Origin of the sequence: Streptomyces sp. NPDC052236, from assembly GCF_044548015.1 — a bacterium.
GTDB lineage: Bacteria > Actinomycetota > Actinomycetes > Streptomycetales > Streptomycetaceae > Streptomyces.
Genome location: NZ_JBIUBL010000003.1, coordinates 255,915 through 281,722, shown reverse-complemented (window position 1 = coordinate 281,722; position 25,808 = coordinate 255,915). Strand labels below are relative to the sequence as shown.

Genomic DNA, 25,808 nt, shown 5'->3' with positions numbered 1-25,808 from the left:
CATGAGAGTGCGTACGACAAGTGCCGCGGCGGCGTGCACAGTGCTTCTGGCCGTGACCGCGCTCGCGGGCTGCAACCGCGAGTCGGGCAGCGGGTCCGCCGCCGACCAGGGCAAGGTCGGCATCGATCTGCCGCGCAGCGACACCGACTTCTGGAACTCCTACCAGCAGTACATAGAGAAGGGCGTCAAGAGCGGCGACGTCGACGCGCTGTCCCTGACCAACTCCCAGAACGACATCGGCAAGCTCGTCGCCAACGTCCAGACCTTCACCGACCAGGGCGCCAAGGCCGTCATCATGGCCCCGCAGGACACCGGGGCGGTAGCCGAGTCGCTGCGGACCCTGGAGGAGAAGAAGATCCCGGTCGTCAGCGTCGACACCCGGCCCGACAAGGGCAACGTCTACATGGTGGTCCGGGCCGACAACCGGGCGTACGGCGAGAAGGCCTGCCAGTTCCTGGGCCGGCAGCTCAAGGGCAAGGGCAAGGTCGCGGAGTTCCAGGGCGACCTGGCCTCCATCAACGGCCGCGACCGCTCCGAGGCCTTCAAGTCCTGTATGACCAAGAACTTCCCCGGCATCAGGATCTTTGAGCTCGCCACCGACTGGAAGGGCGATGTCGCCTCCGCCAAACTCCAGTCCACACTGGCCGCCCACCCCGACCTCAACGGCATCTATATGCAGGCCGGCGGCGCCTTCCTGCAGCCCACCCTCGCCCTGCTGGAGCAGAAGAAGCTGCTGAAGGCCCCCGGCGCCCCGGGCCACATCACGATCATCTCCAACGACGGCATCCCCGAGGAACTCGAAGCCATCAAGGCCGGGAAGATCGACGCCACCGTCTCCCAGCCCGCCGACCTGTACGCCAAGTACGCGCTGTACTGGGCCAAGCAGGCGCTGGACGGCAAGACGCCCAAGGCCGGTCCGACCGACCACGAGTCCACCATCATCAAGATCCCGAATGGGTTCGAGGATCAGCTGCCCGCGCCGCTGGTGACCAAGGACAATGTGGACGACCCCAAGCTGTGGGCCAATCAGCTGGAGAAGTAGCCATGGGAACGGCGTCAGTACCCGCGCCCGCCGCCGTACACGCGGAAGGCATCGTCAAACGCTTCGGGCCGACCCTGGCGCTGGACGGCGTACGCCTCACCGTCGCGCCCGGCGAATCGCACGCACTCGTCGGGCGCAACGGCGCGGGCAAGTCCACCCTTGTCAGCGTCCTCACCGGGCTGCACAAACCGGACGGGGGCACCGTCACCTTCAGCGGCGAACCCGCCCCCGCCTTCGGGGACACGGCCGCCTGGCAGTCCAAGGTCGCCTGCGTCTACCAGAAGTCGATGGTCGTCCCCGATCTGACCGTCGCCGAGAACCTCTTCCTGAACCGTTTCGAGGAAGGCAGCCGCTTCATCAGCTGGCGGCAGTTGCGCACGCGCGCCGAGGAACTGCTCGCCGGGTACGGAGTGAGCGTCGACCCCACCGCCCGCGCGAAGGACCTCGCGGTCGAGCAGCGGCAGTTCGTCGAGATCGCGCGAGCGCTCTCGTTCGGGGCGCGGCTGATCATCCTGGACGAGCCGACCGCCCAGCTCGACGCGCGCGGCATCGAGCGGCTGTTCACCAAACTGCGCGAACTGCAGAGCCAGGGAGTGGCGTTCCTGTTCATCTCGCACCATCTGCAGGAGGTGTACGAGCTGTGCACCGCGGTCACCGTCTACCGCGACGCCCGCCATGTGGTCACCGCGCCGGTCGCGGAGCTGTCCAAGGACGACCTGGTCGCGGCGATGACCGGTGAGTCCACGAGCGCTGCCTTTTCCTGGCATGCGGCGGGTGGTGCGGTCCGTGAGGAGGCACCCGTGCTGCGTACGGAAGGCCTCACCGTGGCGGGCGAGTTCGAGCCGCTCGACCTCGAGGTACGCCCCGGCGAGGTGCTGGGCCTGGCCGGGGCCGCGGCCAGCGGCAACACCGCGCTCGGCGAGACCCTGGTCGGCATGCGCAAGGCGAGCGCGGGCCGGATCACCGTACGGGGCACGGTGGTGAAACCCGGCAGCGTCCCGCACGCGCTCGACGCGGGGATCGGCTACATCCCGGAGGACCGCCACCGCCAGGGCCTGGTCACCGGCCGCAGCGTCGCCGAGAACGCCACGCTCACGGTCACCGACCAGCTCGGCCCCTGGGGGACCGTACTGCCGTCTCGTATAAGGGAATTCGCCCAGTCCGTGATTTCCTCACTGGACATCAAGACGCAGGGCCCGGAGCAACTGGTCTCCGGCCTCTCGGGCGGCAATCAGCAGAAGGTCGTGGTCGCCCGAGCCCTGGCCCGCAAACCGAGCGCGCTGGTCGCGGTCCGGCCCACGGCGGGCGTGGATGTGAAGTCCAAGGACGCGCTGCTCGGTGTCGTACGACGGGTGGCGGACGAGGGCAGCGCCGCCGTGATCATCTCGGACGAACTGGACGACCTGCGGGTGTGCGACCGGGTGCTCGCGCTGTTCCACGGGCGGGTGGTCGCGACGTTCGGCAGCGGGTGGACCGACCGCGAACTGGTCGCCGCCATGGAAGGTGTGGGGGAGCAGGAATGACCGGGACACTGCGGCCGCTGACGGCCGACGATCTGAAGGACACGGGCCTGCGCGGCAGCAGGCTGAAGCTGATCCGGTGGAGCGACTTCTCGCTGGTGCCGGTGATTCTGGTGCTGATGGTGATCGGCTTCATCGTCTCGCCGGTGTTTCTTACGTCCAGCAACCTAATCAGCGTGGTCCAGCAGTCCTCCGAGCTCAGCCTGCTGGTGCTCGGCCAGGCGCTGATTCTGATCTGCGGCCGGATGGACCTGTCACTGGAGTCGACGATCGGCATCGCGCCGGTCATCGCGATGTGGCTCGTCCTGCCGACGGAGGGCGGGCGTTTCGCGGGCCTGGAGCTGCTGCCCGGCTGGATGGCGATCCCCATCTGCCTGCTCGTTGGCCTGGCGATCGGTGGGATCAACGGCTTTCTGATGCTGAAACTGCGGGTCAACGGCTTCATCGCGACGCTGGGCATGCTCACGATGCTGCGCGGCCTGCATATCGGGATCACCGAGGGCAAGTCGATCACCGATGTCCCGGAGTCCTTCCGCTACTTGGGCAAAACGGACTGGCTCGGCGCGCCCGCGGCGGTGTGGATCTGTCTGGCGCTCTTCGCGCTGGGCGGCGCGGCGCTGGCGTACCTGCGGCACGGGCGGGCGCTGTACGCGATCGGCGGCAACCCGGAGGCGGCACGGGCGGCGGGCATCCGGGTGGACCGGATCACGTGGATCGTGCTGGCGATCGGGGGCCTGCTGGCGGCGTTCGCGGGGATTCTGTACACGGGGCACTACGGGTCGGTGGCATCGACGCAGGGGAACGGCTGGATCTTCCAGGTGTTCGCGGCGGCGGTGATCGGGGGGATCAGCCTGAAGGGGGGCAGGGGGACGCTGTTCGGGGCGCTGACGGGGGTGCTGACGCTGCAGCTGGTGGTGAATGTGATGACGCTGGGTGGGGTGCCGGCGTTGTGGAACCAGTTCCTGAACGGAGCGATCATTATTGTGGCGCTGGTTATTTCGCGGTTCGCGAGTGGGGAGAAGCAGGACTGAGGGGGGCGGGCGGGCGTGCGGGGTGCGGTGCGGGTTGCGGTGGTGCGGGTGGCGCCTGCGGCGGGCCTTTCCCCACCCCGCCCTTTCCCGTAACTGGGGGCTCCGCCCCCAGACCCTCCCCCTACGCCTAGCGGCGTGGGAGGTACCCCCAAGTCTTCAATCGCCGGACGGGCTGGAATTGCCGGGCCACCGGCAGCCTAAGCCTCGCCGGCAAAAACCAGCCTCGCCGGCGTTTGAGGCGCGGGGGTCTGGGGGCGGAGCCCCGAGGTTTTAAGCCCCTCCGGCGATTGAGGAGCTGGGGGTCCCCCTACGCCCGCCAGGGCGTAGGGGGCGGGTTCGGGGGCAGCGCCCCCGACAAGGGCCGGACGCGTACCGCTAAAGCGACGCGCGGAGCCACTGCTCCACGCTCGCGATATGCACCGTCGCCCACGACCTCGCCGCCTCCCCGTCCCCATCCCGCAGCGCCGACAAGATCGCCCTGTGCTCATGCAGCGTCCGGCTCACCGCGTCCTCCTGCGTCAGGCCCCGCCACACCCTCGCCCGCGTCGTCGGCCCCGACAGCCCGTCCAGCAACGAGCACAGCACCGAATTCCCCGCGGACCGCACGATGCCCCGGTGGAACTCGAGGTCCGTGGCGACCAGCTCCTCCACCGAGGGCTCCGGGCCCAGCGCGTCCAGCTGGGCCGTCAGCGCGTCCAGCTCCGCCTCGGTGATGCGGGCCGCCGCCATCGCCGTGGCCGCGGGCTCCAGGATGCGGCGTACGGCCAGGAACTCCAGCACCGTGTCGTCGCGGTGGAAGTCCACCACGAAGCTCAGCGCCTCCAGCAGCAGCTGCGGATCCAGGCTGGTGACGTAGGTGCCGTCGCCCTGCCGCACGTCCAGGATGCGTATGAGCGACAGCGCCCGTACCGCCTCCCGCAGGGAATTGCGCGACAGGCCGAGCTCGGCGGCGAGCTCGCTCTCCTTGGGAAGGCGGTCGCCGGGGCGCAGCGCGCCCGAGACGATCATTCCCTTGATCTTCTCGATGGCCTCGTCGGTCACGGCCATGGTGTCCCCCTTGTCGCGCGGTCCCGAAGACATCGGAGACATCGGATCTCTGAGCGTACAACGAGGGCGGCCCCCAAAGGGCCGCCCTCAAGGCCGACAACGGTCGGCAACGGTCAACAACCGGTTCAGTCCTCGACGGCGAGCAGCCTCTCCACCCCGCCCCTGACCTCGTCCGTCGCCAGACCTCGGATCGTCAGCGTCGTACGGCGGCGCAGCACATCGTCCGCGGTCTCCGCCCACTCGTGGTCCCGCGCGTACACCACCTGCGCCCAGATCTCCGGGGCGTCGGGGTGTATCCGCCCCGCCAGCGCCGGATCGTCCTCCGCCAGCCGCGCTATGTCGAAGGCGAGCGAACCGTAGTGCGTGGCCAGGTGGCGGGCGGTGTCGGCCGCCATTCGCGGCCCCTCGCCGCCGCCGTCCACCAGCAGCCGGTGCGCGACCGCGTTCGGGTTCGCGAGGCCCGGCAGCGGCATCTTCTTCGGCAGCCGCCCCATCGGCTCCATGTCCCCGGCCAGCGGGCGCCCCGGCAGGGCCGCCAGCTTGTTCATCACCGTACGGCCGATGTGGCGGAAGGTCGTCCACTTGCCGCCGGCCACCGACAGCATGCCCGCGCGCCCCTCGGTGACGACCGTCTCGCGCTTGGCCTTGGAGGTGTTACCGGGCCCGCCCGGCAGCACCCGCAGCCCCGCGAAGGAGTACGTGATCAGATCCCGCGACAGCTGCTGGTCCCGGATGGAGAACGCCGCCTCGTCCAGGATCTGGGTGACGTCCTTGTCGTTGACCGCGACGTCCGCCGGATCGCCCTCGTACTCCTCGTCGGTCGTGCCGAGCAGCAGCATGTCCTCCCAGGGCAGCGCGAAGGTGATGCGGTACTTGTCGATGGGCGTCGCCAGCGCCGCCTTCCACGGCGAGGTGCGCTTGAGCACCAGGTGCGCGCCCTTGGAGAGCCGGATGGACGGTGCCGCTTCCGGGTCCTCCATCCGCCGCAGGTGGTCGACCCACGGCCCGGTGGCGTTGAGGACGAGCCTGGCGCTCACCCCGAACTCCGTACCGTCCCTGCGGTCCTTCAGCTCCGCGCCCGTGACCCGGCCCTTGGTGAAGCGGAGCCCGGTGACCTCGGCGTGGTTGAGGACGGTGGCCCCCGACTGGACGGCCGCGCGCACCGTCATCAGCGCCATGCGGGAGTCGTTCATCTGGTCGTCGCCGTACACGGCGACCGCCTTCAGGTCCTTCGTACGCAGCTCGGGCACATCGCGCTGCGCCTTGGCCGCGCTGATGACATGGCCGACGCCGTCACCGAACGCCGAGAGCGCGGAGTAGGCGAAGACGCCCGCGCCGAGCTTTGCCGCGCCGTGCGGCCCGCCCTTGTACACCGGCAGATAGAAGGTGAGCGGATTGGCCAGGTGGGGAGCCACCTGACGGGAGACCGCACGGCGCTCGAAGTGGTTCTCCGCGACCAGCTTGACCGCGCCGGTCTGCAGATAGCGCAGACCGCCGTGGAGCAGCTTGGAGGAGGCGGAGGAGGTGGCGCCGGCGAAGTCGCCGGCGTCCACCAGGGCCACCCGCAGCCCGGACTGCGCCGCATGCCAGGCGGTGGAGATGCCCAGAATGCCGCCGCCGATCACCAGGAGGTCGTACGTCGCCTTGGAGAGCTGCTCCCGAGTCTCGGCGCGGCTCGAAAGGGAGCCGGAGGCCGGGTGCGTCCCCTGGGGCCGGTGGGCGGGGACGCTCTGCAGGGTGGTCATCTCGAATTACTCCTCGTCAGCTTCGTCTTCGAGCCAGCCCATGGTCCGCTCGACGGCCTTGAGCCAGCTCTTGTACTCACGGTCCCGCTGGGCGGCGTCCATGCGGGGGGTCCACTCGGCGGCCCTGCGCCAGTTGGCGCGCAGCGCGTCGGTGTCGGGCCAGTAGCCGACGGCCAGACCGGCGGCGTAGGCGGCGCCGAGGCAGGTCGTCTCGGCGACCATCGGACGTACCACCGGCGCGTCCAGGAAGTCCGAGAGGGTCTGCATCAGCAGATTGTTGGAGGTCATGCCGCCGTCGACCTTGAGGGCGGTCAGCTCGACGCCGGAGTCCTTGGTCATGGCGTCGCTGATCTCACGGGTCTGCCAGGCGGTGGCCTCCAGCACGGCGCGCGCGATGTGCGCCTTGGTGACATACCGGGTCAGACCGGCGATCACACCGCGGGCGTCGGGACGCCAGTACGGGGCGAAGAGCCCGGAGAAGGCCGGGACGAAGTACGCGCCGCCGTTGTCCTCGACGGAGGAGGCCAGCGTCTCGATCTCCGCCGCGGAGTTGATCAGGCCCATCTGGTCGCGCATCCACTGCACCAGCGCGCCGGTGACGGCGATCGACCCCTCAAGGGCGTACACCGGAGCCTCGTTGCCGATCCGGTAGCCGACGGTCGTCAGCAGTCCGTTGTACGAGTTGACGGGCTCGCTGCCGGTGTTCATCAGCATGAAGGTGCCGGTGCCGTACGTCGACTTGGCCTCGCCCTCGGCGAAACAGGTCTGGCCGAACAGCGCCGCCTGCTGGTCCCCGAGCGCCGAGGCGACCGGGATACCGGCCAGCGCGCCGCTCTTGGCGTGCCCGTACACCTCGGCGGAGGACCGGATCTCGGGCAGCACCGCGGCGGGCACGCCCATCGACTGGAGGATCTTCTCGTCCCACGCCAGGGTGTGCAGGTTCATCAGCATGGTGCGCGAGGCATTGGTGACGTCGGTGACGTGCACGCCGCCGTCGACGCCCCCGGTCAGATTCCAGATGACCCAGGAGTCCATGGTGCCGAAGAGGATGTCGCCGCGCTCGGCGCGCTCGCGCAGGCCCTCGACGTTGTCGAGCATCCAGCGGATCTTGGGGCCCGCGAAGTACGAGGCGAGGGGCAGACCCGTCTCGCGGCGGAAGCGGTCCTGGCCGACGTTGCGGCCGAGCTCCTTGCAGAGCGCGTCGGTGCGGGTGTCCTGCCAGACGATGGCGTTGTGGACGGGTACGCCGGTGTGCTTGTCCCAGAGCAGCGTGGTCTCGCGCTGGTTGGTGATGCCGATGGCCTTGACGTCGGCGGAGGTGATCCCCGCCTTCGCGACGGCGCTGTCGACGACTTCCTGGACGTTGGTCCAGATCTCGGTGGCGTCGTGCTCGACCCAGCCCGGCTTCGGGAAGATCTGCTCGTGTTCCTTCTGGTCGACGGAGACGATCCGGCCGTCCGTGTCGAAGACGATGCAGCGGCTGGAGGTGGTGCCCTGGTCGATGGCCGCGATGAACGGGCCGGTGGTGTGGGTGTCGGTCACGGTGTACTCCCGGTGGTCTGTGGAGGGGCGGCCGTACGGCTCAGAAGGCGAGGTTGTAGATGCCCGCGGCGAGCGCTCCGCCGGCCAGCGGTCCCGCGACCGGTATCCAGGCGTAGCTCCAGTCGGAGCCGCCCTTGTTCGGCAGCGGGAGCAGGGCGTGCACGATGCGCGGGCCCAGGTCGCGGGCCGGGTTGATGGCGTAGCCGGTCGGGCCGCCGAGCGAGAGACCGATGGATACGACGACGAGCGCGACCATCAGCCCGCCGAGGTTGCCGAGACCCTTGCCGCTGTCGTTGAGGCCCTGCGTCAGGACCGCGAGGACGAGCACCGTGGTTCCGATGATCTCGGTGGCCAGGTTCTGCCACACATTGCGGACCTCGGGTCCGGTGGAGAAGATCCCGAGCACTGGTCCGGCCTTCGGGGCGGCCTTCTGGTCGACCAGCCCTTCCTCGTGCGGGGGCGCGGCGGTGATCTCCGGGTCCGTGAGGTGGGCCTGGAACTGTCCGTAGTACGCGATCCACATCAGCGTGGCACCGAGCATGGCGCCGAGCAGCTGACCGGCGAAGTAGACCGGAACGTCGCTCCAGTCCCCGTCCTTGATCGCGATGCCGACGGTGACCGCCGGGTTGAGGTGGGCGCCGGAGAGGCTGCCTGTCATATAGACCGCGGTCAGCACCGCGAAGCCCCACCCGAAGGTAATGGCCAGCCAGCCGGCGTTCTGGGCCTTCGAGCGCTTGAGTACGACCGCGGCGACGACGCCACCGCCGAGCAGAATGAGTACGGCGGTACCAATGATCTCGCCGATGAAGATGTCGGAGCTGGACACCCGCGACTCCTTTGTCCTTCGTCCAGGATGAAGGCGAACCCCGGGTCCCACCGGATGGTCCGCACCCTCAGGTGAGGGCGTTGTCGGCTCCGGCCTGCCACACACTAACGCGTATTGCCGTTAGCTGTTCGGCAATGCCGACCGATGAACGGCAGTTTTGCGTCACGGTTAACAGCACGTCAAGGGTGTGGTGGCCGGAAACCCGATCGTTACCGCGATTTCCGCTCACCCGGGGCCGCCGTGCTGGTCAGAGAGCCGGTCAGAAGCGCCGGGCGCCCAGATCCCGGGAAACGGCGCGGGCACAGTCCCGTACCGCCGCGATCAGCTCGGACCGCAGCTCACCGCCACCGTCGCAGACCCGCTCGACCGCGCCCGTGATGGCGACGGCCCCGACCGGCATCCGCCGCCGGTCGTGGACGGGCGCGGCCACCGAGGCGACGCCCTCCCAGGTCTCCTCCACATCCGCCGCCCAGCCGCGCGCCCGGGTGTGGTCCAGCACCGACTCGAACTCCACCGGGCCCGTCACGGTCCGCGGGGTGAAGACCTTCCGCTCGACCTCCATGACCTCGGTGTGCGCCACCGGGTCGTACGCCGAGAGGACCTTGCCCAGCGCGGTGGAGTGCAGCGGGTGCATGGCCCCCACCTCCAGGACCTGGCGGCTGTCGTCGGGCCGGAAGACATGGTGGACGATCAGTACGCCGTGCTGGTGGAGCACCCCGAGGTGGACGCTCTCGCCGCTGGACCGCGCCAGGTCGTCCGTCCAGACCAGCGCGCGGGCGCGCAGCTCGTGCACGTCCAGATAGCTGTTGCCGAGACGGAGCAGCTCCGCCCCCAGCTGGTAGCGGCCGGACGCCTGGTCCTGTTCGACGAAGCCTTCCGACTGGAGCGTGCGCAGAATGCCGTGGGCGGTGCCCTTGGCCAGCTCCAGCGAGGAGGCGATGTCGGAGAGGCCCAGCCGGCGTTCCCCGCCCGCGAGCAGTCGCAGCATCGCCGCCGCCCGCTCCAGTGACTGGATGTTCTTAGCCATCGGTATCGGCCCTTCTCCCCTACGGTTCGACAATGCCGAACACTAGCGCTCCAATGTCGACCATGGTCACAGCAGCGCGCGAACACGGGAGGCCGTCCGACCCGTGGAACGCCTCCGCCCTCCGGCTGCCCGCCCCGCTACTCTGGCTCCGTGCGCCTTCCATCACGGAGACGCAAAGCCGACAGCCGTCGCACCCCTGGGAGCTCATCCATGGCCTCGTTGCCGACCCCGCCCGCCGATAGCCGGACCCGTATCGACGCCCTCCGCGAGGCCCTCGCCACCCGAGTGGTCGTGGCCGACGGCGCGATGGGCACGATGCTCCAGGCGCAGGATCCGACGCTGGAGGACTTCGAGAACCTCGAAGGCTGCAACGAGATCCTGAACGCGACCCGTCCCGACATCGTCAGGACCGTCCACCAGGAGTACTTCGCGGTCGGCGTCGACTGCGTGGAGACGAACACCTTCGGCGCGAACCTCGCGGCGCTGGGGGAGTACGACATCCCCGAGCGGGTCTTCGAGCTCTCCGAGTCCGGGGCGCGGATCGCCCGCGAGGTCGCGGACGAGTTCACCGCGTCCACCGGGCAGCAGCGCTGGGTGCTCGGCTCCATGGGCCCCGGCACCAAGCTGCCGACCCTGGGCCACGCCCCGTATGTGAAGCTGCGCGACGCCTACCAGCAGAACGCCGAGGGCATGATCGCCGGCGGCGCGGACGCCCTGCTGGTGGAGACCACCCAGGACCTGCTCCAGACCAAGGCCGCTGTCCTGGGCGCCCGCCGCGCGCTGGAGGCGACCGGCGCCAACCTCCCCGTGATCTGCTCCGTGACGGTCGAGACGACCGGGACGATGCTCCTCGGCTCGGAGATCGGCGCCGCGCTCACCGCGCTGGAGCCGCTGGGCATCGACATGATCGGCCTGAACTGCGCGACCGGCCCGGCCGAGATGAGCGAGCACCTGCGCTACCTCGCCCGCCACTCCCGTATCCCGCTGTCCTGCATGCCGAACGCCGGGCTGCCCGTCCTCGGCCGGGACGGCGCGCACTACCCCCTGACGGCAGGCGAGCTCGCCGATGCGCAGGAGACATTCGTACGTGAGTACGGTCTTTCGCTGGTGGGCGGCTGCTGCGGTACGACCCCGGAGCACCTTCGCCAGGTCGTGGAGCGGGTCCGCGGTCTCGTGCCCCCCGCGCGGGACCCGCGTCCCGAGCCCGGCGCCGCCTCGCTCTACCAGACCGTGCCCTTCCGCCAGGACACCGCGTACATGGCCATCGGCGAGCGCACGAACGCCAACGGGTCGAGGAAGTTCCGGGACGCGATGCTGGAGGCGCGCTGGGACGACTGTGTCGAGATCGCCCGCGACCAGATCCGCGAGGGCGCGCACATGCTCGACCTCTGCGTCGACTACGTCGGGCGCGACGGCGTCGCGGACATGGCGGAGCTCGCGGGCCGGTTCGCCACCGCCTCCACCCTCCCCCTGGTGCTGGACTCCACCGAACTGGACGTGCTGCGCGCCGGCCTGGAGAAGCTCGGCGGCCGGGCCGTCATCAACTCCGTCAACTACGAGGACGGGGACGGGCCCGAGTCGCGGTTCGCCAAGGTCACCGAGCTCGCCGTCGAGCACGGCGCCGCGCTGATCGCGCTGACCATCGATGAACAGGGCCAGGCCCGTACGGTCGACCACAAGGTCGCGATCGCCGAGCGGCTCATCGAGGACCTGACCGGCAACTGGGGCGTACAGGAGTCGGACATCCTCATCGACACCCTGACGTTCACCATCTGCACCGGTCAGGAGGAGTCCCGCAAGGACGGCGTCGCCACCATCGAGGCGATCCGCGAACTCAAGCGCCGCCGCCCCGACGTACAGACCACGCTCGGTCTGTCGAACATCTCCTTCGGCCTCAACCCGGCCGCCCGGGTCGTGCTCAACTCCGTCTTCCTGGACGAGTGCGTCAAGGCCGGACTGGACTCGGCGATCGTGCACGCGAGCAAGATCCTGCCCCTCGCACGCCTGGAGGAGGAACAGGTCAAGGTCGCGCTGGATCTCATCTACGACCGCAGGGCCGAGGGCTACGACCCCCTCCAGCGCCTGATGGAACTCTTCGAGGGCGTCAACACCAAGTCGGTGAAGGCGGGCAGGGCCGAGGAACTCCTCGCGCTGCCGCTGGACGAGCGCCTCAAGCGCCGCATCATCGACGGCGAGAAGAACGGCCTGGACGCCGACCTGGCCGAGGCCCTGACGACCCGTCCCGCCCTCGACATCGTCAACGAGACGCTCCTCGACGGCATGAAAGTGGTCGGCGAGCTCTTCGGCTCCGGGCAGATGCAACTGCCGTTCGTGCTCCAGTCCGCCGAGGTGATGAAGAAGGCGGTGGCCTATCTGGAGCCGCACATGGAGAAGACCGACGCCGACGGCAAGGGCACTATCGTCCTTGCGACCGTGCGCGGCGACGTGCACGACATCGGCAAGAACCTGGTCGACATCATCCTCTCCAACAACGGCTACAACGTCGTCAACCTCGGCATCAAGCAGCCGGTGTCGGCGATCCTGGAAGCCGCCGAGGAGCACCGGGCCGATGTCATCGGCATGTCCGGTCTCCTGGTGAAGTCCACGGTGATCATGAAGGAGAACCTCCAGGAGCTCAACCAGCGCAGGATGGCCGCCGACTATCCGGTCATCCTCGGCGGCGCGGCGCTCACCCGTGCGTACGTCGAACAGGACCTGCACGAGATCTACGAGGGCGAGGTCCGCTACGCGCGCGACGCCTTCGAGGGCCTGCGGCTGATGGACGCGCTGATCGCCGTCAAACGCGGCGTCCCCGGAGCCGTACTGCCCGAACTCAAGCAGCGCCGGGTCAGGCCGACCGCCGGCGCGGTGGTCGAGGAGCGCCCCGAAGAGGGCACGGTCCGCTCGGACGTGGCCGTCGACAACCCCATCCCCACCCCGCCGTTCTGGGGTACCCGGGTGATCAAGGGCATCCAGCTGAAGGAGTACGCCTCCTGGCTGGACGAGGGCGCGCTCTTCAAGGGCCAGTGGGGTCTCAAGCAGGCCCGCACCGGCGACGGCCCGACCTACGAGGAGCTCGTGGAGACCGAGGGCAGGCCCCGGCTGCGCGGCTGGCTGGAGCAGCTGCAGACCAGAAACCTGCTGGAGGCGGCCGTGGTCTACGGCTACTTCCCGTGTGTGTCCAAGGGCGACGACCTCATCCTGCTCAACGAGGACGGCTCCGAGCGCACCCGGTTCTCCTTCCCGCGCCAGCGCCGCGGCCGCCGGCTGTGCCTGGCCGACTTCTTCCGCCCCGAGGAGTCCGGCGAGACGGACGTCGTCGGCCTCCAGGTCGTCACCGTCGGCTCGAAGATCGGTGGAGCCACCGCCGAGCTCTTCGAGTCCAACTCCTACCGTGACTATCTGGAACTGCACGGCCTGTCCGTGCAGTTGGCCGAGGCGCTCGCCGAGTACTGGCACGCCCGCGTCCGTTCCGAGCTGGGCTTCGCGGGCGAGGACCCGGCCGACGTCGAGGACATGTTCGCCCTCAAATACCGGGGCGCGCGGTTCTCCCTCGGCTATGGCGCCTGTCCCGATCTGGAAGACCGGGCGAAGATCGCCGACCTGCTGGAGCCCGGCCGGATCGGCGTCGAACTCTCGGAGGAGTTCCAGCTCCACCCCGAGCAGTCCACCGACGCGATCGTGATCCACCACCCCGAGGCGAAGTACTTCAACGCGCGTTAGGGAGCGCTTCAAGGCGCGTTGGCCGGACACGTCGTACACTTGTCGGTCCAGCGCAGGCCGGTCGCCTGTCCTTGCGGGAATGCCGCAAGAACAGGGGACCGGCCTTCTCGTCCCCTACGGAGGTGTGCCGGATGACCAGTACGGTCCCCGTGTCCTTGACCCGTATGGCCGCAGGCTCTGCCCTTCAGGCTGTCCTCCTCGACATGGACGGCACCCTCGTGGACACCGAAGGCTTCTGGTGGGACGCGGAAGTGGAGGTCTTCGCCGACCTCGGCCATCAGCTGGACGAGAGCTGGCGGGACGTGGTGGTCGGCGGCCCCATGACCCGCAGCGCCGGCTATCTCATCGAGGCCACCGGCGCCGACATCACCCTCGCCGAGGTCACCGGGCTGCTCAACGACCGCTTCGAGAAGCGGATCGGGCAGGGCGTGCCCATGATGCCGGGCGCCGCCCGGCTGCTCGCCGAACTCGCCCGGCACGATGTGCCCACCGCCCTGGTCTCCGCCTCGCACCGCCGCATCATCGACCGGATCCTCGACTCGCTCGGCCACCGGCACTTCGCGCTCTCGGTGGCGGGCGACGAAGTGGAACGTACGAAACCGCACCCCGACCCGTATCTGCTGGCCGCGAAGGGGCTGGGCGCCTCCCCCGGGCGCTGCGCCGTCATCGAGGACACCGCTACCGGTGTGGCGGCTGCCGAGGCGGCGGGCTGCCCCGTGGTGGTCGTGCCGTCGGTCGCGCCGATCGCACCCGCCGCGGGCCGCGTAATCGTACGATCACTCGAACAGGTCGACCTGGCGTTCCTGCGCTCGCTCATCACGTCAACGAACTGAGCGCGTACTGTCCGTATTCCTGGTTGATCAGAGCGCAAGAGTTTGGCACGTGACCTTAGTCACCCTAATCCCTCTTGTTATCTCGATTCGGAACGTTTCATGGCCCTGTGTGGGGCTTCGGATGCGCCATTGTGTCCGTATTTGGGGAGCGGTGTGTGAATGATTCCATGCCCTACCCATCTACTCTCCGACATAACTGATCACTGAGCGAATACGCCCAACTCGGGCCCGGTCGAGCCGTTCTGACGCTCCCGACTAACCTCGTCGCGAGAGCTCCGCCGCATCATTGATGCGCCCCGTGCGGCCATCAGCCGGCGTGAACCCGGAACCGATCGTTCTGTTCCGCGGCCCGATCGCACTGCCCCGAACGGGCGGTCGCGGCGGAGTACCTCGCACCACCGCTGTACCCCAGTGACCGTATGAGGGAGAACGTCCACGATGAACCGTAAGACTTTGGTGCTGCCGGCCACGATCGGCCTGCTCGCCTCCGCGCTCGTCGCCTGCGGCGAGTCCGGCGGTGGGTCCGGCGGCGGCGATGCCATCGTCGTGGGCACCACGGACCAGTTCACCGCTACGGAGGATGCCCCCGCGCCCTTCGATCCGGCCTACGCGTACGACACCGGCTCGTGGGCTGTGCTGCGGCAGACCGTCCAGACGCTGACGCGCAACCCGCGCGGCGGCGGCGTGCCGGTGCCCGAGGCCGCCGAGTCCTGCACCTTCACGGACAGCGCGAGCGAGAGCTACCGCTGCAAGCTGCGCAACGGGCTGAAGTTCGCCGACGGCACCCCGATCACCGCCGACGACGTGAAGTTCTCCATTCAGCGTGTCCTGGACATCGACCCGGACAGCGGTACGACCGCCCTCCTGTCGAACATCGACAAGATCGAGGCCAACGGCGCCGAGGTGATCTTCCACCTCAAGACGCCGGACGCGACCTTCCCGTACAAGCTTTCGACGCCTGTCGCCGGCATCGTCAGCAAGAAGAAGTACGAGGGCAAGAAGCTCCGCGAGGGCTTCGAGGCAGAGGGCTCCGGCCCGTACACGATGAAGGCCGAGACCAAGAACGACACCGTTTCGAAGTTCGTCTTCACCAAGAACCCCGAGTACAAGGGCGAGATCAAGCTTCGCAACGACAAGATCGAGCTGCGGTCGTTCCCGGATGCCGCCGCCATGGGGAAGGCGCTGGAGGCCGGTGACATCGACATGATGGCCCGCTCGATGGCGCCCGAGCAGATCAAGGACCTGTCCGAGAACCCCAAGGAAGACATCAAGCTCACCGAAGTACCGGGGCTGGAGATCCGCTACCTGGCCTTCAACACCAACGATCCTTCGGTGAAGGACAAGGCGGTCCGGCAGGCCATGGCCGCGATCATCGACCGTGGCGAGATCGCCGGCCAGGTGTACGGGTCCACGGCCGAGCCGCTCTACTCGCTCATCCCGACGAGCATCGCCGCGCACACCAACTCCTTCTACAACAAGTACGGCGAGCCGAGCCGCACGAAGGCCGCGGACATCCTCGCCGACGCCGACATCACCTCGCCGGTGGCGCTGAAGCTGTACTACACGACCGACCACTACGGCGCGGGTACGGCAAAGGAGTTCGAGGCGCTCAAGGCGCAACTGAACGCCAGCAAGCTCTTCGAGGTCACCATCGAGGGCCTGGAGTGGTCGAAGTTCCGCCCCGCAGGGAAGCGTGGCGACTACGCGGTGTACGGAATGGGCTGGTTCCCCGACTTCCCCGACCCGGACAGCTACATCGCGCCGTTCCTGGACAAGGACAACTTCCTCAACTCCCCGTACGTGAGCACGAAGGCGCGGGAACTCATTCCGCAGTCGCGGCGTTCCGCCGACCGCAGCGCCGCCTCTCCGGCCTTCACGGAGATCCAGGAGATCGTCGCGACCGACGTCCCGGTGCTGCCGCTGTGGCAGGGCAAGCAGTACGTCGCCGCCCGCACCGGTATCACCGGTGCCGAGTGGGTGCTGAACTCCAGCTCGGACCTTCAGCTGTGGGAGCTCGGCCGCGCGTGACCAGCGCGTGACCGGTAAATGACCGAAGCGGTCGGTGGCGGGCCTCAAGCCCACCACCGACCGCTTCGGCGTTCACCGTATTCTCTGCTCACTGAGCGCCGGGGCGCACCAGACCGCTCTCGTACGCGTACACCGCGGCCTGGACGCGGTCGCGCAGACCCAACTTCGTCAGCACATGTCCCACATGCGTCTTGACAGTCGTCTCGCTGACAAACAGATCCGCCGCGATCTCGGCATTGGACAGCCCCCGCGCCACCAGCTTGAGCACCTCCACCTCGCGCTCGGTCAGCGTGTGCAACGCGTCCGGGACCGACTCCTCGCCGGACGGCAGATGGCTCGCGTACTTGTCGAGCAGCCGACGCGTGATACTCGGCGCCAGCATCGCCTCGCCCGCAGCGACCACCCGGATCGCCTGCACCAGCTCATTGGCGGGCGCGTCCTTCAGCAGGAACCCGCTCGCACCGGCGCGCAGCGCCTCCACCACGTACTCATCGAGGTCGAAGGTGGTCAGCACCAGCACCTTCGCCGGACCGTCCCGGCCCGGACCGGTGATCTGCCGGGTCGCCTCGACGCCGTCCATCCGGGGCATCCGGATGTCCATCAGCACCACATCGGGCTGCAGTGCGCGGACCTGATCGATGGCCTGGAGACCGTCCCCGGCCTCGCCGACGACCGCGACGTCCTGTTCGGCCTCCAGGATCATCCGGAAGCCGGTGCGCAGCAGCGGCTGGTCGTCGACCAGTAGGACGCGGATAGCCACAGGTACTCCTTCAGTTAGACCGGGCCCATTCTGCCCTGACCATCCTCTGCCGCCGTGGCCGGGGAGATGCTGAGCGGATATACCGGGGGAGTGCCGCCGAATTCCGGACAGGCCGCCTGGTGGTCGCACCAGCCGCACAGCTTCGTCGGCCGGGGCCGCCAGTCACCCGTCTCGGTCGCCAGCCTGATCGCGTCCCACAGCGACAGGAGCTTGCGCTCCATCCGCTCCAGGTCCGCCGGGACCGGGTCGTACGTCAGCACATCCCCGCTGCCCAGATACACCAGCTGAAGCCGGCGCGGCACCACGTTCTTCAGCCGCCAGATCACCAGCGCGTAGAACTTCATCTGGAACAGCGCGCCCTCGCTGTACTCCGGACGCGGGGCCTTGCCCGTCTTGTAGTCGACAATCCGCACATCCCCGGTGGGGGCCACATCCACCCGGTCGATGACCCCGCGCAGCCGCAGCCCCGACTCCAGCTGCGTCTCCACGAACAGCTCCCGCTCGGCGGGCTCGAGCCGGGTCGGATCCTCCAGCGAGAACCACCGCTCGACCAGCCGCTCCGCCTCCCCCAGCCAGCCGGCCAGCCGCTCACCCTCCGCGTCCCCGGCGAACAGCTCGCCCAGCTCAGGCTTCGTCTCCAGCAGCCGCTCCCACTGACCCGGAACCAGCGCCCTGGCGCGCGGAGCCGTACGCTCAGCGGCCGGGGCGTCGAAGAGCCGCTCCAGCACGGCGTGCACCAGCGTGCCCCGAGTGGCTGCCTCGCTCGGCTTCTCCGGGAGCTTGTCGATCACCCGGAACCGGTAGAGCAGGGGACACTGCATGAAGTCGCTCGCCCGCGACGGTGACAGCGACGTGGGCTGCTGGCTCGTACTCATGACCAAGACCCTACGGCCCACCACTGACAGCGAGCGGAATACCATCAGGCCAGACACATACGCGACGGGACACTTACACAGCGAAGGAAACCCGTGAAGAAGGACGACACCAGCGGTGAGCGCGAGCGACCGCGGTCCGGTACGGGTGGCACGAACCCCGCAGGCAGAAAGCCCCGCCGCTCAGACCGGCCGGGCGGCGGCATCCTCATGGGCCGCCCGTTCGGCGTGCCCGTGTACGTCGCCCCCAGCTGGTTCGTCGTCGCGGCCCTCATCACCTGGGTCTTCGGCGGACAGCTCGACCGCGTCCTCCCCGAACTCGGCGGCGCCCGCTACCTCGTCTCGCTCTTCTTCGCGGTCGCCTTCTACGCCTCCGTACTCGTCCACGAACTGGCCCACACGGTCGCCGCGCTGCGCTTCAAACTGCCGGTGCGCCGCATCCAGCTCCAGTTCTTCGGCGGCGTCTCGGAGATCGAGAAGGAGTCCGAGACCCCCGGCCGCGAATTCATCCTGGCCTTCGTCGGCCCGCTGCTCTCCCTGGTACTCGCCGGCGTCTTCTTCCTCGGCATGCAGGCCGTCGAGCCCGAAACCGTGCCGGGAGTGCTGGTCGCGGGCCTGATGATCTCCAACCTCATCGTCGCCGCGTTCAATCTGCTGCCCGGCCTGCCGCTGGACGGCGGCCGGATGCTGCGCGCGGTCATCTGGAAGCTCACCGGCAGGCCCATGGCGGGCACCATCGCCGCGGCGTGGGTCGGGCGGGCGCTCGCCGTCGCCGTCCTCATCGGGCTGCCGCTTCTCACACACACCGGCGCCCTCGGCAACGCCAGCGAGGACATCGGCGGCATGGAGACCGTCACCGACGCGCTGCTCGCCGCGATCCTCGCCGCGATCATCTGGACCGGCGCGGGCAACAGCCTGCGCATGGCGCGCCTGCGCGAACACCTCCCGGAACTCGCGGCCCGCACACTCACCAGGCGCGCCGTCCCCGTCGAGTCGGACACCCCCCTTTCCGAGGCACTGCGCCGCGCGAACGAGGCCGGCGCCCGCGCGCTCGTCGTGGTCGACGGCCACGGCGAACCGACGGCACTGGTCCGCGAGGCGGCGATTGTGGGCGTCCCGGAACACCGCCGCCCCTGGGTCGCTGTGAGTGGCCTGGCGCAGGACCTCACAGAGGGCATGAGGGTCTCGGTGGAACTGGCGGGAGAGCCGCTCCTGGACAAGCTGAGGGAGTCCCCGGCAACGGAGTACCTGGTGGTGGAGGAGACGGGCGAGATCTACGGCGTACTGTCCGCGGCGGACGTGGAACGAGCGTTTGTGGCGGCGATGGCCCGGCCAGGGGCTTCTTGATTAAGGGCTCGGTTCTCCTCCGGGGCGCCTGAGACGCTGTCGACGGTCGACCGTGCTCGACCCCCTCGTTCCTCGGGGGCCTCCGCGCGCTCTCCACTTTCGACAGCGCCGCGCCCCTTCGGCTCACTCGCCGGCAACTTCAGCCCCGCCGGCGATCGAGGCGCTGGGGGTCCCCCCACGCCGCTAGGCGTAGGAGGAGTAGGGGGCGGGTTCGGGGGCAGCGCCCCCGACAAGGACCCGACACCTTCAGCCTCGCCAGCGATTGAGGCGCGGCTCCGGCTCACTCGCCGCCGCAGCGGCGTACGGGCGGCCCAGGCACCCACCCCGCGGCGGAGCCGCCGGAGCAGGCGGGGCCCGGGGGCGCAGCCCCGGTTACGGGAAAGGGCGGGGCGGGGGAAACGCACGCCGCGCACCACCCCAAGCCGCCGTGGTCCTTGGGATCCGTCAAGCCCGGTACGCTGGTCACATGTCCGAACCGACCGGTGCCGCCCGCCGACGCGGGCCCTTCAAGGTCGGGGACCAGGTCCAGCTCACCGACCCCAAGGGCCGCCACTACACGTTCACGCTCGAAGCCGGGAAGAATTTCCACACCCACAAGGGTTCCTTCCCGCACGACGAGCTGATCGGCGCTCCCGAGGGCACCGTTGTCCGTACCACCGGAAACGTCGCCTATCTCGCGCTGCGCCCCCTGCTCCCCGACTATGTCCTGTCCATGCCCCGCGGCGCCGCCGTGGTCTACCCCAAGGACGCGGGGCAGATCCTCGCCTTCGCCGACATCTTCCCCGGCGCACGCGTCGTCGAGGCGGGCGTGGGCTCCGGCTCCCTCAGCAGCTTCCTGCTGCGCGCCGTCGGCGACCACGGCATGCTGCACTCCTACGAGCGCCGCGAGGACTTCGCCGAGATCGCCCAGCAGAATGTGGAGCGCTACTTCGGCGGCCCGCACCCCGCCTGGCAGCTCACTGTCGGTGACCTCCAGGACAACCTGACCGACGCCGACGTCGACCGCGTCGTCCTGGACATGCTCGCCCCCTGGGAGTGCCTGGAGGCCGTCTCCAAGGCCCTCGTGCCCGGCGGCATCCTCTGCTGCTACGTCGCCACCACCACCCAGCTCGCGCGCACCGTGGAGTCCATCCGAGAGATCGGCTGCTTCGCGGAACCGCAGCCCTGGGAGTCGATGATCCGCAACTGGCACGTCGAAGGCCTGGCAGTCCGCCCGGACCACCGGATGATCGGCCACACCGGCTTCCTCCTCACCGCCCGCCGCCTCGCGGACGGCGTGGAGCCCCCGATGCGCCGCCGCCGCCCCTCCAAGGGCTCGTACGGCGATGACTACGACGGCCCCAACAAGGGCTGACACCCGCCCAGCGCACCCGCCCAGCGCACCCGCCCAGCGCACCCGCCCAGCGCAACCGCACAACGTACCGACGCCGCCGCCGAGTTCCCGTGCCCTCCCCCTGCGCCCACCAAGGCGCAGAGGGAGTACTCCCCACGGAACTCGGCGGCGGCGTCTTCGCGTTGCCCGCCCCGCGACCGGGGTTTACGCCCAGCTCACCCCTGCTGTCTTTACGTCAGCTTTACGGACCCTGCTGTCCCGTACCCCTGTGACGTATGGCACTATGCAGGCCACCTTCCACCGCCGTCACAGGAGACTTCCCGCGTGCAGACCCCTGCCGTCCCGGACCTCGCGCACACCCGGACCCGCCCGGTGCACTGGCTCGCCACGGCGACCGCGATGGCGGCGGTCGTCGCCGCCGCCGGACTGCTCCAGCCCGAGGCGGCCACCGCCTCCCAGGCCGGCGGCCCCCCGGAAACCGCGACCGTGGCCCTCGCACCGGATCCGGCCACCGTGGAGCTGCCGCTGAAGTGCGTCGGCGCGAAGATCCTGGTGACCGAGAAGGCATCGGGCGACCTCGACGGCGACGGCAGCCCCGAGACCGTCGCGGTGGCACGCTGTGACGCCGGCATGGGCACCCCGCCGAACGCCGTCTACGTACTCACCCAGGGTGGAGACGCGGGCGCGCGCGTCGTCGCGACGCTGCTGGAGACCACGGAGGCGATGAACGTCAACGGCCTCGCCCTGAGTGACGGGACGATCACGGCAAAGCTCTTCGGCTACTCCTCGCCCGACGTGCCGCGGAGCAATCCCGACCGGCAGGAGAACGTCAAGTGGCAGTGGAAGGGCGGCAAGTTCGTCCGCACCACCCAGCCCGGAGCGCTCCGTATGTGACCCGTCACTCCCCGTCGCTCAAAGACTCGTTTACTCTTGTTGAAACCTTTACCCGGCGTCGGGTCCGTAGACTTCAACCCTGTCCGAAACTCGACGTACATGGATGCAGTCGCCCGGACACTCCTTCGCCGAGTCGACGACGTCCTTCAGCAGCGGAAGCGGTACGGGCGTTGTGGCGCCCGGGTTCTGGAGCAGTTCGTCACCGGAGCTCTTCACATACGCGAGCCCGTCGATGTCCAGCTCGAAGACCTCGGGGGCGTACTGCGCGCAGATCCCGTCCCCGGTGCACAGATCCTGGTCGATCCAGACCTCCAGGGCTTCCCCGGTGCCTTCAGCGGAGACCTCGTGCCGCACGGTCATATGTCCTGCCGTTTCCCTCGTCGGGTGAAGTAATGTGAAGCAAGTCGTGCCAGCCCTGACGGGTGTTGAACGCTTCGACGATACAGCCGCCGCTTTCCGATGTTGTTGGGTGGGTATTCCCCTGGCGTGAGGGAGAGCGCAAGGGTGAAGATCGGACACACCTCTACCGTCTTTGTGATCTAGGGGTTTCAATCACCACCCACCCAGGTAGGGTCAGGAAGCGTCCAGCTCCCCTTGGAGGAGGTGAGGACCGTGGCAGCCCACGACGACGACATCAACCGCGGCATCCGGCCGGGGCGGGGGTCTGAAGACCCCGCCGGCCAGGTTGCCTATCTCGAGCAGGAAATCGCCGTCCTGCGCCGCAAGCTCGCCGACTCTCCGCGCCACACGAGGATTCTCGAAGAGCGGATCGTCGAGTTGCAGACAAACCTGGCAGGCGTGTCCGCGCAGAACGAGCGGCTCGCCAATACACTCCGTGAGGCCCGCGACCAGATCGTGGCCCTCAAGGAGGAAGTCGACCGGCTTGCCCAGCCACCGGCCGGCTTCGGTGTCTTCCTGCAGGCGAATGAGGACGGCACATGCGACATCTTCACCGGGGGCCGCAAGCTCCGGGTGAACGTCAGCCCCAGCGTCGAGCTCGACGAGCTCCGGCGCGGCCAGGAGGTCATGCTCAACGAGGCGCTCAATGTGGTCGAGGCCATGGAGTACGAGCGCGCCGGGGACATCGTCACCCTCAAGGAGATCCTTGAGGACGGCGAGCGCGCCCTGGTGATCGGGCACACCGACGAGGAACGGGTGGTGCGGCTCGCCGAGCCGCTCCTCGACATCAACATCCGTCCCGGCGACGCCCTGCTGCTCGAACCCCGCTCCGGCTACGTCTACGAAGTGGTGCCAAAGAGCGAGGTCGAAGAGCTCGTCCTCGAAGAAGTCCCCGACGTCGACTACACCAAGATCGGCGGTCTGGGCGGCCAGATCGAGATGATCCGGGACGCGGTGGAGCTCCCGTACCTCTACCCCGACCTCTTCAAAGAGCACGAACTGCGACCGCCGAAGGGCATCCTGCTCTACGGCCCCCCCGGCTGCGGCAAGACACTGATCGCCAAGGCCGTCGCCAACTCCCTTGCCAAGAAGGTTGCCGAGGTGACCGGCCAGCCCGCGGGGAAGAGCTACTTCCTCAACATCAAGGGCCCCGAGCTCCTCAACAAGTACGTCGGTGAGACCGAGCGGCACATCCGCCTCGTCTTCCAGCGTGCCCGGGAGAAGGCGAGCGAGGGCACCCCCGTCATCGTCTTCTTCGACGAGATGGAGTCCCTCTTCCGCACCCGAGGCTCCGGTGTCAGCTCGGACGTGGAGAACACCATCGTCCCGCAGCTGCTCGCCGAGATCGACGGTGTGGAGGGCTTGGAGAACGTCATCGTCATCGGCGCCTCCAACCGCGAGGACATGATCGACCCCGCGATCCTGCGGCCCGGCCGGCTCGACGTCAAGATCAAGATCGAGCGTCCGGACGCGGAGGCCGCGAAGGACATCTTCGCGAAGTACATGACAGCCTCCCTGCCGCTGCACGCGGACGACCTGTCCGAGCACCACGGCTCCAAGGAAGCCGCGGCACACGCGATGATCCAATCGGTCGTCGAGCAGATGTACGCGGAATCCGAGGAGAACCGCTTCCTGGAGGTCACGTACGCCAACGGCGACAAGGAAGTCCTGTATTTCAAGGACTTCAACTCCGGCGCGATGATTCAGAACATCGTCGACCGGGCAAAGAAAATGGCCATCAAGGCCTTCCTCGACCATAACCAGAAGGGCCTTCGGGTCTCCCATCTCCTCCAGGCCTGCGTGGATGAGTTCAAGGAGAACGAGGACCTGCCCAACACCACGAACCCGGACGACTGGGCCCGGATCTCCGGCAAGAAGGGCGAGCGGATTGTTTTCATCCGCACCCTTGTCACCGGAAAACAGGGCGCGGACACCGGCCGTTCCATCGACACGGTGGCAAACACCGGTCAGTACCTGTAGATCGCAGACCGGCTGCGGATGCCCGGTACCGGGCATCCGCAGCCGATTGCTTTCTACGAGGTCAAGCCATACCGGAGCAATGACGAAATTGATCTCCCCAGCAGTGCAGAGGCGTTCTAGGCTCTTCGGTACCACCGAGTCGCCCAGTGCGGGGACGGGCACCGCACAGACACAGGAGACGCAGCGGTACTTGAGCGCCGTTCCCGCAGGGGAGCGCCGCCGGGCAAGGAGGGCCGCATGACCGTACGGCGAGTAATGGGCATCGAGACGGAGTACGGCATCTCCGTCCCGGGCCACCCGAACGCCAATGCCATGCTCACCTCGTCCCAGATCGTCAACGCCTACGCGGCGGCGATGCACAGGGCGCGGCGCGCCCGCTGGGACTTCGAGGAGGAGAACCCGCTGCGGGACGCCCGTGGCTTCGACCTCGCCCGCGAGGCCGCCGACTCCAGCCAGCTCACCGACGAGGACATCGGTCTGGCCAATGTCATCCTCACCAATGGCGCCAGGCTGTACGTCGACCATGCCCATCCCGAGTACAGCTCTCCCGAGGTCACCAACCCGCTCGACGCCGTGCTGTGGGACAAGGCCGGCGAACGCATCATGGCGGAGGCGGCCGAGCGCGCAGCCCAGCTGCCCGGCGCCCAGCCGATCCACCTCTACAAGAACAACACCGACAATAAGGGCGCGTCCTACGGGACGCACGAGAACTACCTGATGAAGCGGGAGACCGCCTTTTCGGACATCGTGCGCCATCTGACGCCGTTCTTCGTATCGCGGCAGGTCGTCACGGGCGCGGGACGGATCGGAATCGGCCAGGACGGCCACGAGCACGGCTTCCAGATCAGCCAGCGCGCCGACTATTTCGAGGTCGAGGTCGGCCTGGAGACGACGCTGAAGCGGCCCATCATCAACACGCGCGACGAACCCCACTCCGACGCCGAGAAGTACCGCAGGCTCCATGTGATCATCGGCGACGCGAATCTGTCGGAGATCTCGACGTACCTGAAACTGGGCACCACAGCCCTGGTCCTGTCGATGATCGAGGACGGCTTCATCGCCGTGGACCTGGCGGTCGACCAGCCGGTGCGCACCCTGCACCAGGTGTCCCACGACCCCACACTGAAGCGACTGGTCACGCTCCGCAGCGGCCGGACACTCACCGCGGTCCAGCTGCAGATGGAGTACTTCGAGCTCGCCCGGAAATACGTCGAGGAGCGCTACGGCGCGGACGCGGACGACCAGACCAAGGACGTTCTGATCCGCTGGGAGGACACTCTCAACCGGCTGGAGAACGACCCGATGAGCCTGTCGGGCGAGCTGGACTGGATCGCCAAGAAGGAGCTCATGGAGGGCTACCGCCGACGCGACAACCTGGAATGGGACGCGCCTCGGCTGCATCTCGTGGACCTCCAGTACGCCGACGTGCGCCCCGAGAAGGGCCTCTACAACCGGCTGGCGGCCCGCGGCAAGATGACGCGGCTGCTGGACGAGAGCGACGTCGAAAGGGCCAGGACGAAGCCTCCGGAGGACACCCGGGCGTACTTCCGCGGTCGCTGCCTGGAGCAGTACGCGGACGATGTGGCAGCGGCCTCCTGGGACTCGGTGATCTTCGATCTGCCGGGCCGGGACTCGCTCCAGCGGGTACCGACACTGGAGCCGCTGCGCGGCACGCGCAACCACGTCAAGGAGCTGCTGGACCGGTGCCGCACCGCGGAAGAGCTGGTCCGGGTGCTGTCGGGGGGCTGAAACGGTTCTCGTCCGGGAATCATGAAGGTGGGCCTCGTACGTTGAACCAAGTGCGGGGCCAATGTCGGACCCCGCTTGTAGGGTCTGATCAAGTGCAGCGAACCGAGCGG

The 25,808-nt window shown here is 68.5% G+C and carries 19 protein-coding genes; 11 read left to right on the top strand and 8 right to left on the bottom strand.

Annotated features, from left to right (window positions below):
• Position 1: 1 nt before the first annotated feature.
• Genes ACIHCQ_RS08235 through ACIHCQ_RS08225 form a run of 3 tightly spaced genes read left to right on the top strand, consistent with a single transcriptional unit; the run spans position 2 to position 3,593 of the window.
• Positions 2-1,042, top strand: coding sequence for a sugar ABC transporter substrate-binding protein (locus tag ACIHCQ_RS08235; protein WP_399658998.1), 1,041 nt, complete (start codon positions 2-4; stop codon positions 1,040-1,042).
• Between the two features lie 2 nt (positions 1,043-1,044).
• A complete protein-coding gene (locus tag ACIHCQ_RS08230) occupies positions 1,045-2,565 on the top strand; it encodes a sugar ABC transporter ATP-binding protein (RefSeq protein WP_399658997.1) in 1,521 nt (506 codons plus the stop codon).
• Positions 2,562-3,593: an ABC transporter permease gene (locus tag ACIHCQ_RS08225; RefSeq protein WP_399658995.1), complete on the top strand. Its 1,032-nt coding sequence runs from the start codon at positions 2,562-2,564 to the stop codon at positions 3,591-3,593. The genes ACIHCQ_RS08230 and ACIHCQ_RS08225 overlap by 4 nt, the downstream gene beginning before the upstream one ends.
• 375 nt (positions 3,594-3,968) lie before the next feature.
• Here ACIHCQ_RS08225 and ACIHCQ_RS08220 read toward each other — a convergent pair whose 3' ends face one another.
• The 5 genes from ACIHCQ_RS08220 to ACIHCQ_RS08200 all read right to left on the bottom strand — a co-directional run bounded on the left by ACIHCQ_RS08220 (position 3,969) and on the right by ACIHCQ_RS08200 (position 9,780).
• Positions 3,969-4,640: a FadR/GntR family transcriptional regulator gene (locus ACIHCQ_RS08220; RefSeq protein ID WP_399659177.1), complete on the bottom strand. Its 672-nt coding sequence runs from the start codon at positions 4,638-4,640 to the stop codon at positions 3,969-3,971.
• Between the two features lie 125 nt (positions 4,641-4,765).
• Positions 4,766-6,385, bottom strand: coding sequence for an FAD-dependent oxidoreductase (locus ACIHCQ_RS08215; RefSeq protein ID WP_399658993.1), 1,620 nt, complete (start codon positions 6,383-6,385; stop codon positions 4,766-4,768).
• Positions 6,386-6,391: 6 nt separating this feature from the next.
• Entirely contained in the window at positions 6,392-7,927 is a 1,536-nt protein-coding gene (gene glpK / locus ACIHCQ_RS08210) for a glycerol kinase GlpK (protein ID WP_399658991.1), read from the bottom strand.
• A 40-nt stretch (positions 7,928-7,967) separates the two neighbouring features.
• On the bottom strand, positions 7,968-8,753 hold the full coding sequence (locus ACIHCQ_RS08205; RefSeq protein ID WP_399658989.1) for an MIP/aquaporin family protein: 786 nt from the start codon (positions 8,751-8,753) through the stop codon (positions 7,968-7,970).
• A 259-nt stretch (positions 8,754-9,012) separates the two neighbouring features.
• Positions 9,013-9,780, bottom strand: a complete 768-nt coding sequence (locus ACIHCQ_RS08200; protein WP_399658987.1) for an IclR family transcriptional regulator — start codon at positions 9,778-9,780, stop codon at positions 9,013-9,015.
• Between the two features lie 210 nt (positions 9,781-9,990).
• Between ACIHCQ_RS08200 and metH the strand changes: the two genes are divergently transcribed.
• The 3 genes from metH (at position 9,991) to ACIHCQ_RS08185 (ending at position 16,364) form a co-directional block, all read left to right on the top strand.
• Complete coding sequence (gene metH, locus ACIHCQ_RS08195) at positions 9,991-13,503, top strand: methionine synthase (protein ID WP_399658986.1); 3,513 nt, start codon at positions 9,991-9,993, stop codon at positions 13,501-13,503.
• Between the two features lie 131 nt (positions 13,504-13,634).
• Positions 13,635-14,336, top strand: a complete 702-nt coding sequence (locus tag ACIHCQ_RS08190) for an HAD family hydrolase (RefSeq protein WP_399658984.1) — start codon at positions 13,635-13,637, stop codon at positions 14,334-14,336.
• 438 nt (positions 14,337-14,774) lie between these two features.
• Positions 14,775-16,364, top strand: a complete 1,590-nt coding sequence (locus ACIHCQ_RS08185; protein WP_399658983.1) for an ABC transporter substrate-binding protein — start codon at positions 14,775-14,777, stop codon at positions 16,362-16,364.
• Positions 16,365-16,452: 88 nt separating this feature from the next.
• Here ACIHCQ_RS08185 and ACIHCQ_RS08180 read toward each other — a convergent pair whose 3' ends face one another.
• Complete coding sequence (locus tag ACIHCQ_RS08180) at positions 16,453-17,124, bottom strand: response regulator (protein WP_399658982.1); 672 nt, start codon at positions 17,122-17,124, stop codon at positions 16,453-16,455.
• Positions 17,125-17,138: 14 nt separating this feature from the next.
• The gene (locus tag ACIHCQ_RS08175; RefSeq protein ID WP_399658980.1) at positions 17,139-17,999 is read right to left on the bottom strand and encodes a RecB family exonuclease; all 861 of its coding nucleotides are present in this window, start codon (positions 17,997-17,999) and stop codon (positions 17,139-17,141) included.
• 93 nt (positions 18,000-18,092) lie between these two features.
• On the opposite strand from ACIHCQ_RS08175, the gene ACIHCQ_RS08170 reads away from it, so the two are divergent.
• From ACIHCQ_RS08170 to ACIHCQ_RS08160, 3 genes are all read left to right on the top strand, one after another.
• Positions 18,093-19,343: a site-2 protease family protein gene (locus tag ACIHCQ_RS08170; RefSeq protein ID WP_399658979.1), complete on the top strand. Its 1,251-nt coding sequence runs from the start codon at positions 18,093-18,095 to the stop codon at positions 19,341-19,343.
• 466 nt (positions 19,344-19,809) lie between these two features.
• Positions 19,810-20,697: a tRNA (adenine-N1)-methyltransferase gene (locus ACIHCQ_RS08165; RefSeq protein WP_399658977.1), complete on the top strand. Its 888-nt coding sequence runs from the start codon at positions 19,810-19,812 to the stop codon at positions 20,695-20,697.
• A 303-nt stretch (positions 20,698-21,000) separates the two neighbouring features.
• Positions 21,001-21,570 carry a hypothetical protein gene (locus ACIHCQ_RS08160; RefSeq protein WP_399658975.1) on the top strand — a complete coding sequence of 190 codons (570 nt, stop codon included), beginning with the start codon at positions 21,001-21,003 and terminating at the stop codon, positions 21,568-21,570.
• A 48-nt stretch (positions 21,571-21,618) separates the two neighbouring features.
• Here ACIHCQ_RS08160 and ACIHCQ_RS08155 read toward each other — a convergent pair whose 3' ends face one another.
• Positions 21,619-21,930 carry a ferredoxin gene (locus ACIHCQ_RS08155; protein WP_399658974.1) on the bottom strand — a complete coding sequence of 104 codons (312 nt, stop codon included), beginning with the start codon at positions 21,928-21,930 and terminating at the stop codon, positions 21,619-21,621.
• Positions 21,931-22,182: 252 nt separating this feature from the next.
• Here ACIHCQ_RS08155 and arc point away from each other — a divergent pair, with 252 nt between their 5' ends.
• Together arc and dop are read left to right on the top strand one after the other, a co-directional pair.
• Complete coding sequence (gene arc, locus ACIHCQ_RS08150) at positions 22,183-23,949, top strand: proteasome ATPase (protein ID WP_399658972.1); 1,767 nt, start codon at positions 22,183-22,185, stop codon at positions 23,947-23,949.
• Between the two features lie 237 nt (positions 23,950-24,186).
• Positions 24,187-25,698, top strand: a complete 1,512-nt coding sequence (gene dop / locus ACIHCQ_RS08145; protein WP_399658971.1) for a depupylase/deamidase Dop — start codon at positions 24,187-24,189, stop codon at positions 25,696-25,698.
• The last annotated feature ends 110 nt before the right edge of the window (positions 25,699-25,808 follow it).

Bases quoted from the DNA above. Each gene is read 5' to 3' on its own strand.
- ACIHCQ_RS08235 (WP_399658998.1), top strand. From the start codon at position 2: ATGAGAGTGCGTACGACAAGTGCCGCGGCGGCGTGCACAGTGCTTCTG.
- ACIHCQ_RS08230 (WP_399658997.1), top strand. From the start codon at position 1,045: ATGGGAACGGCGTCAGTACCCGCGCCCGCCGCCGTACACGCGGAAGGC.
- ACIHCQ_RS08225 (WP_399658995.1), top strand. From the start codon at position 2,562: ATGACCGGGACACTGCGGCCGCTGACGGCCGACGATCTGAAGGACACG.
- ACIHCQ_RS08220 (WP_399659177.1), bottom strand. From the start codon at position 4,640: ATGGCCGTGACCGACGAGGCCATCGAGAAGATCAAGGGAATGATCGTC.
- ACIHCQ_RS08215 (WP_399658993.1), bottom strand. From the start codon at position 6,385: ATGACCACCCTGCAGAGCGTCCCCGCCCACCGGCCCCAGGGGACGCAC.
- ACIHCQ_RS08200 (WP_399658987.1), bottom strand. From the start codon at position 9,780: ATGGCTAAGAACATCCAGTCACTGGAGCGGGCGGCGGCGATGCTGCGA.
- metH (WP_399658986.1), top strand. From the start codon at position 9,991: ATGGCCTCGTTGCCGACCCCGCCCGCCGATAGCCGGACCCGTATCGAC.
- ACIHCQ_RS08190 (WP_399658984.1), top strand. From the start codon at position 13,635: ATGACCAGTACGGTCCCCGTGTCCTTGACCCGTATGGCCGCAGGCTCT.
- ACIHCQ_RS08185 (WP_399658983.1), top strand. From the start codon at position 14,775: ATGAACCGTAAGACTTTGGTGCTGCCGGCCACGATCGGCCTGCTCGCC.
- ACIHCQ_RS08175 (WP_399658980.1), bottom strand. From the start codon at position 17,999: ATGAGTACGAGCCAGCAGCCCACGTCGCTGTCACCGTCGCGGGCGAGC.
- ACIHCQ_RS08165 (WP_399658977.1), top strand. From the start codon at position 19,810: ATGTCCGAACCGACCGGTGCCGCCCGCCGACGCGGGCCCTTCAAGGTC.
- ACIHCQ_RS08155 (WP_399658974.1), bottom strand. From the start codon at position 21,930: ATGACCGTGCGGCACGAGGTCTCCGCTGAAGGCACCGGGGAAGCCCTG.
- dop (WP_399658971.1), top strand. From the start codon at position 24,187: ATGACCGTACGGCGAGTAATGGGCATCGAGACGGAGTACGGCATCTCC.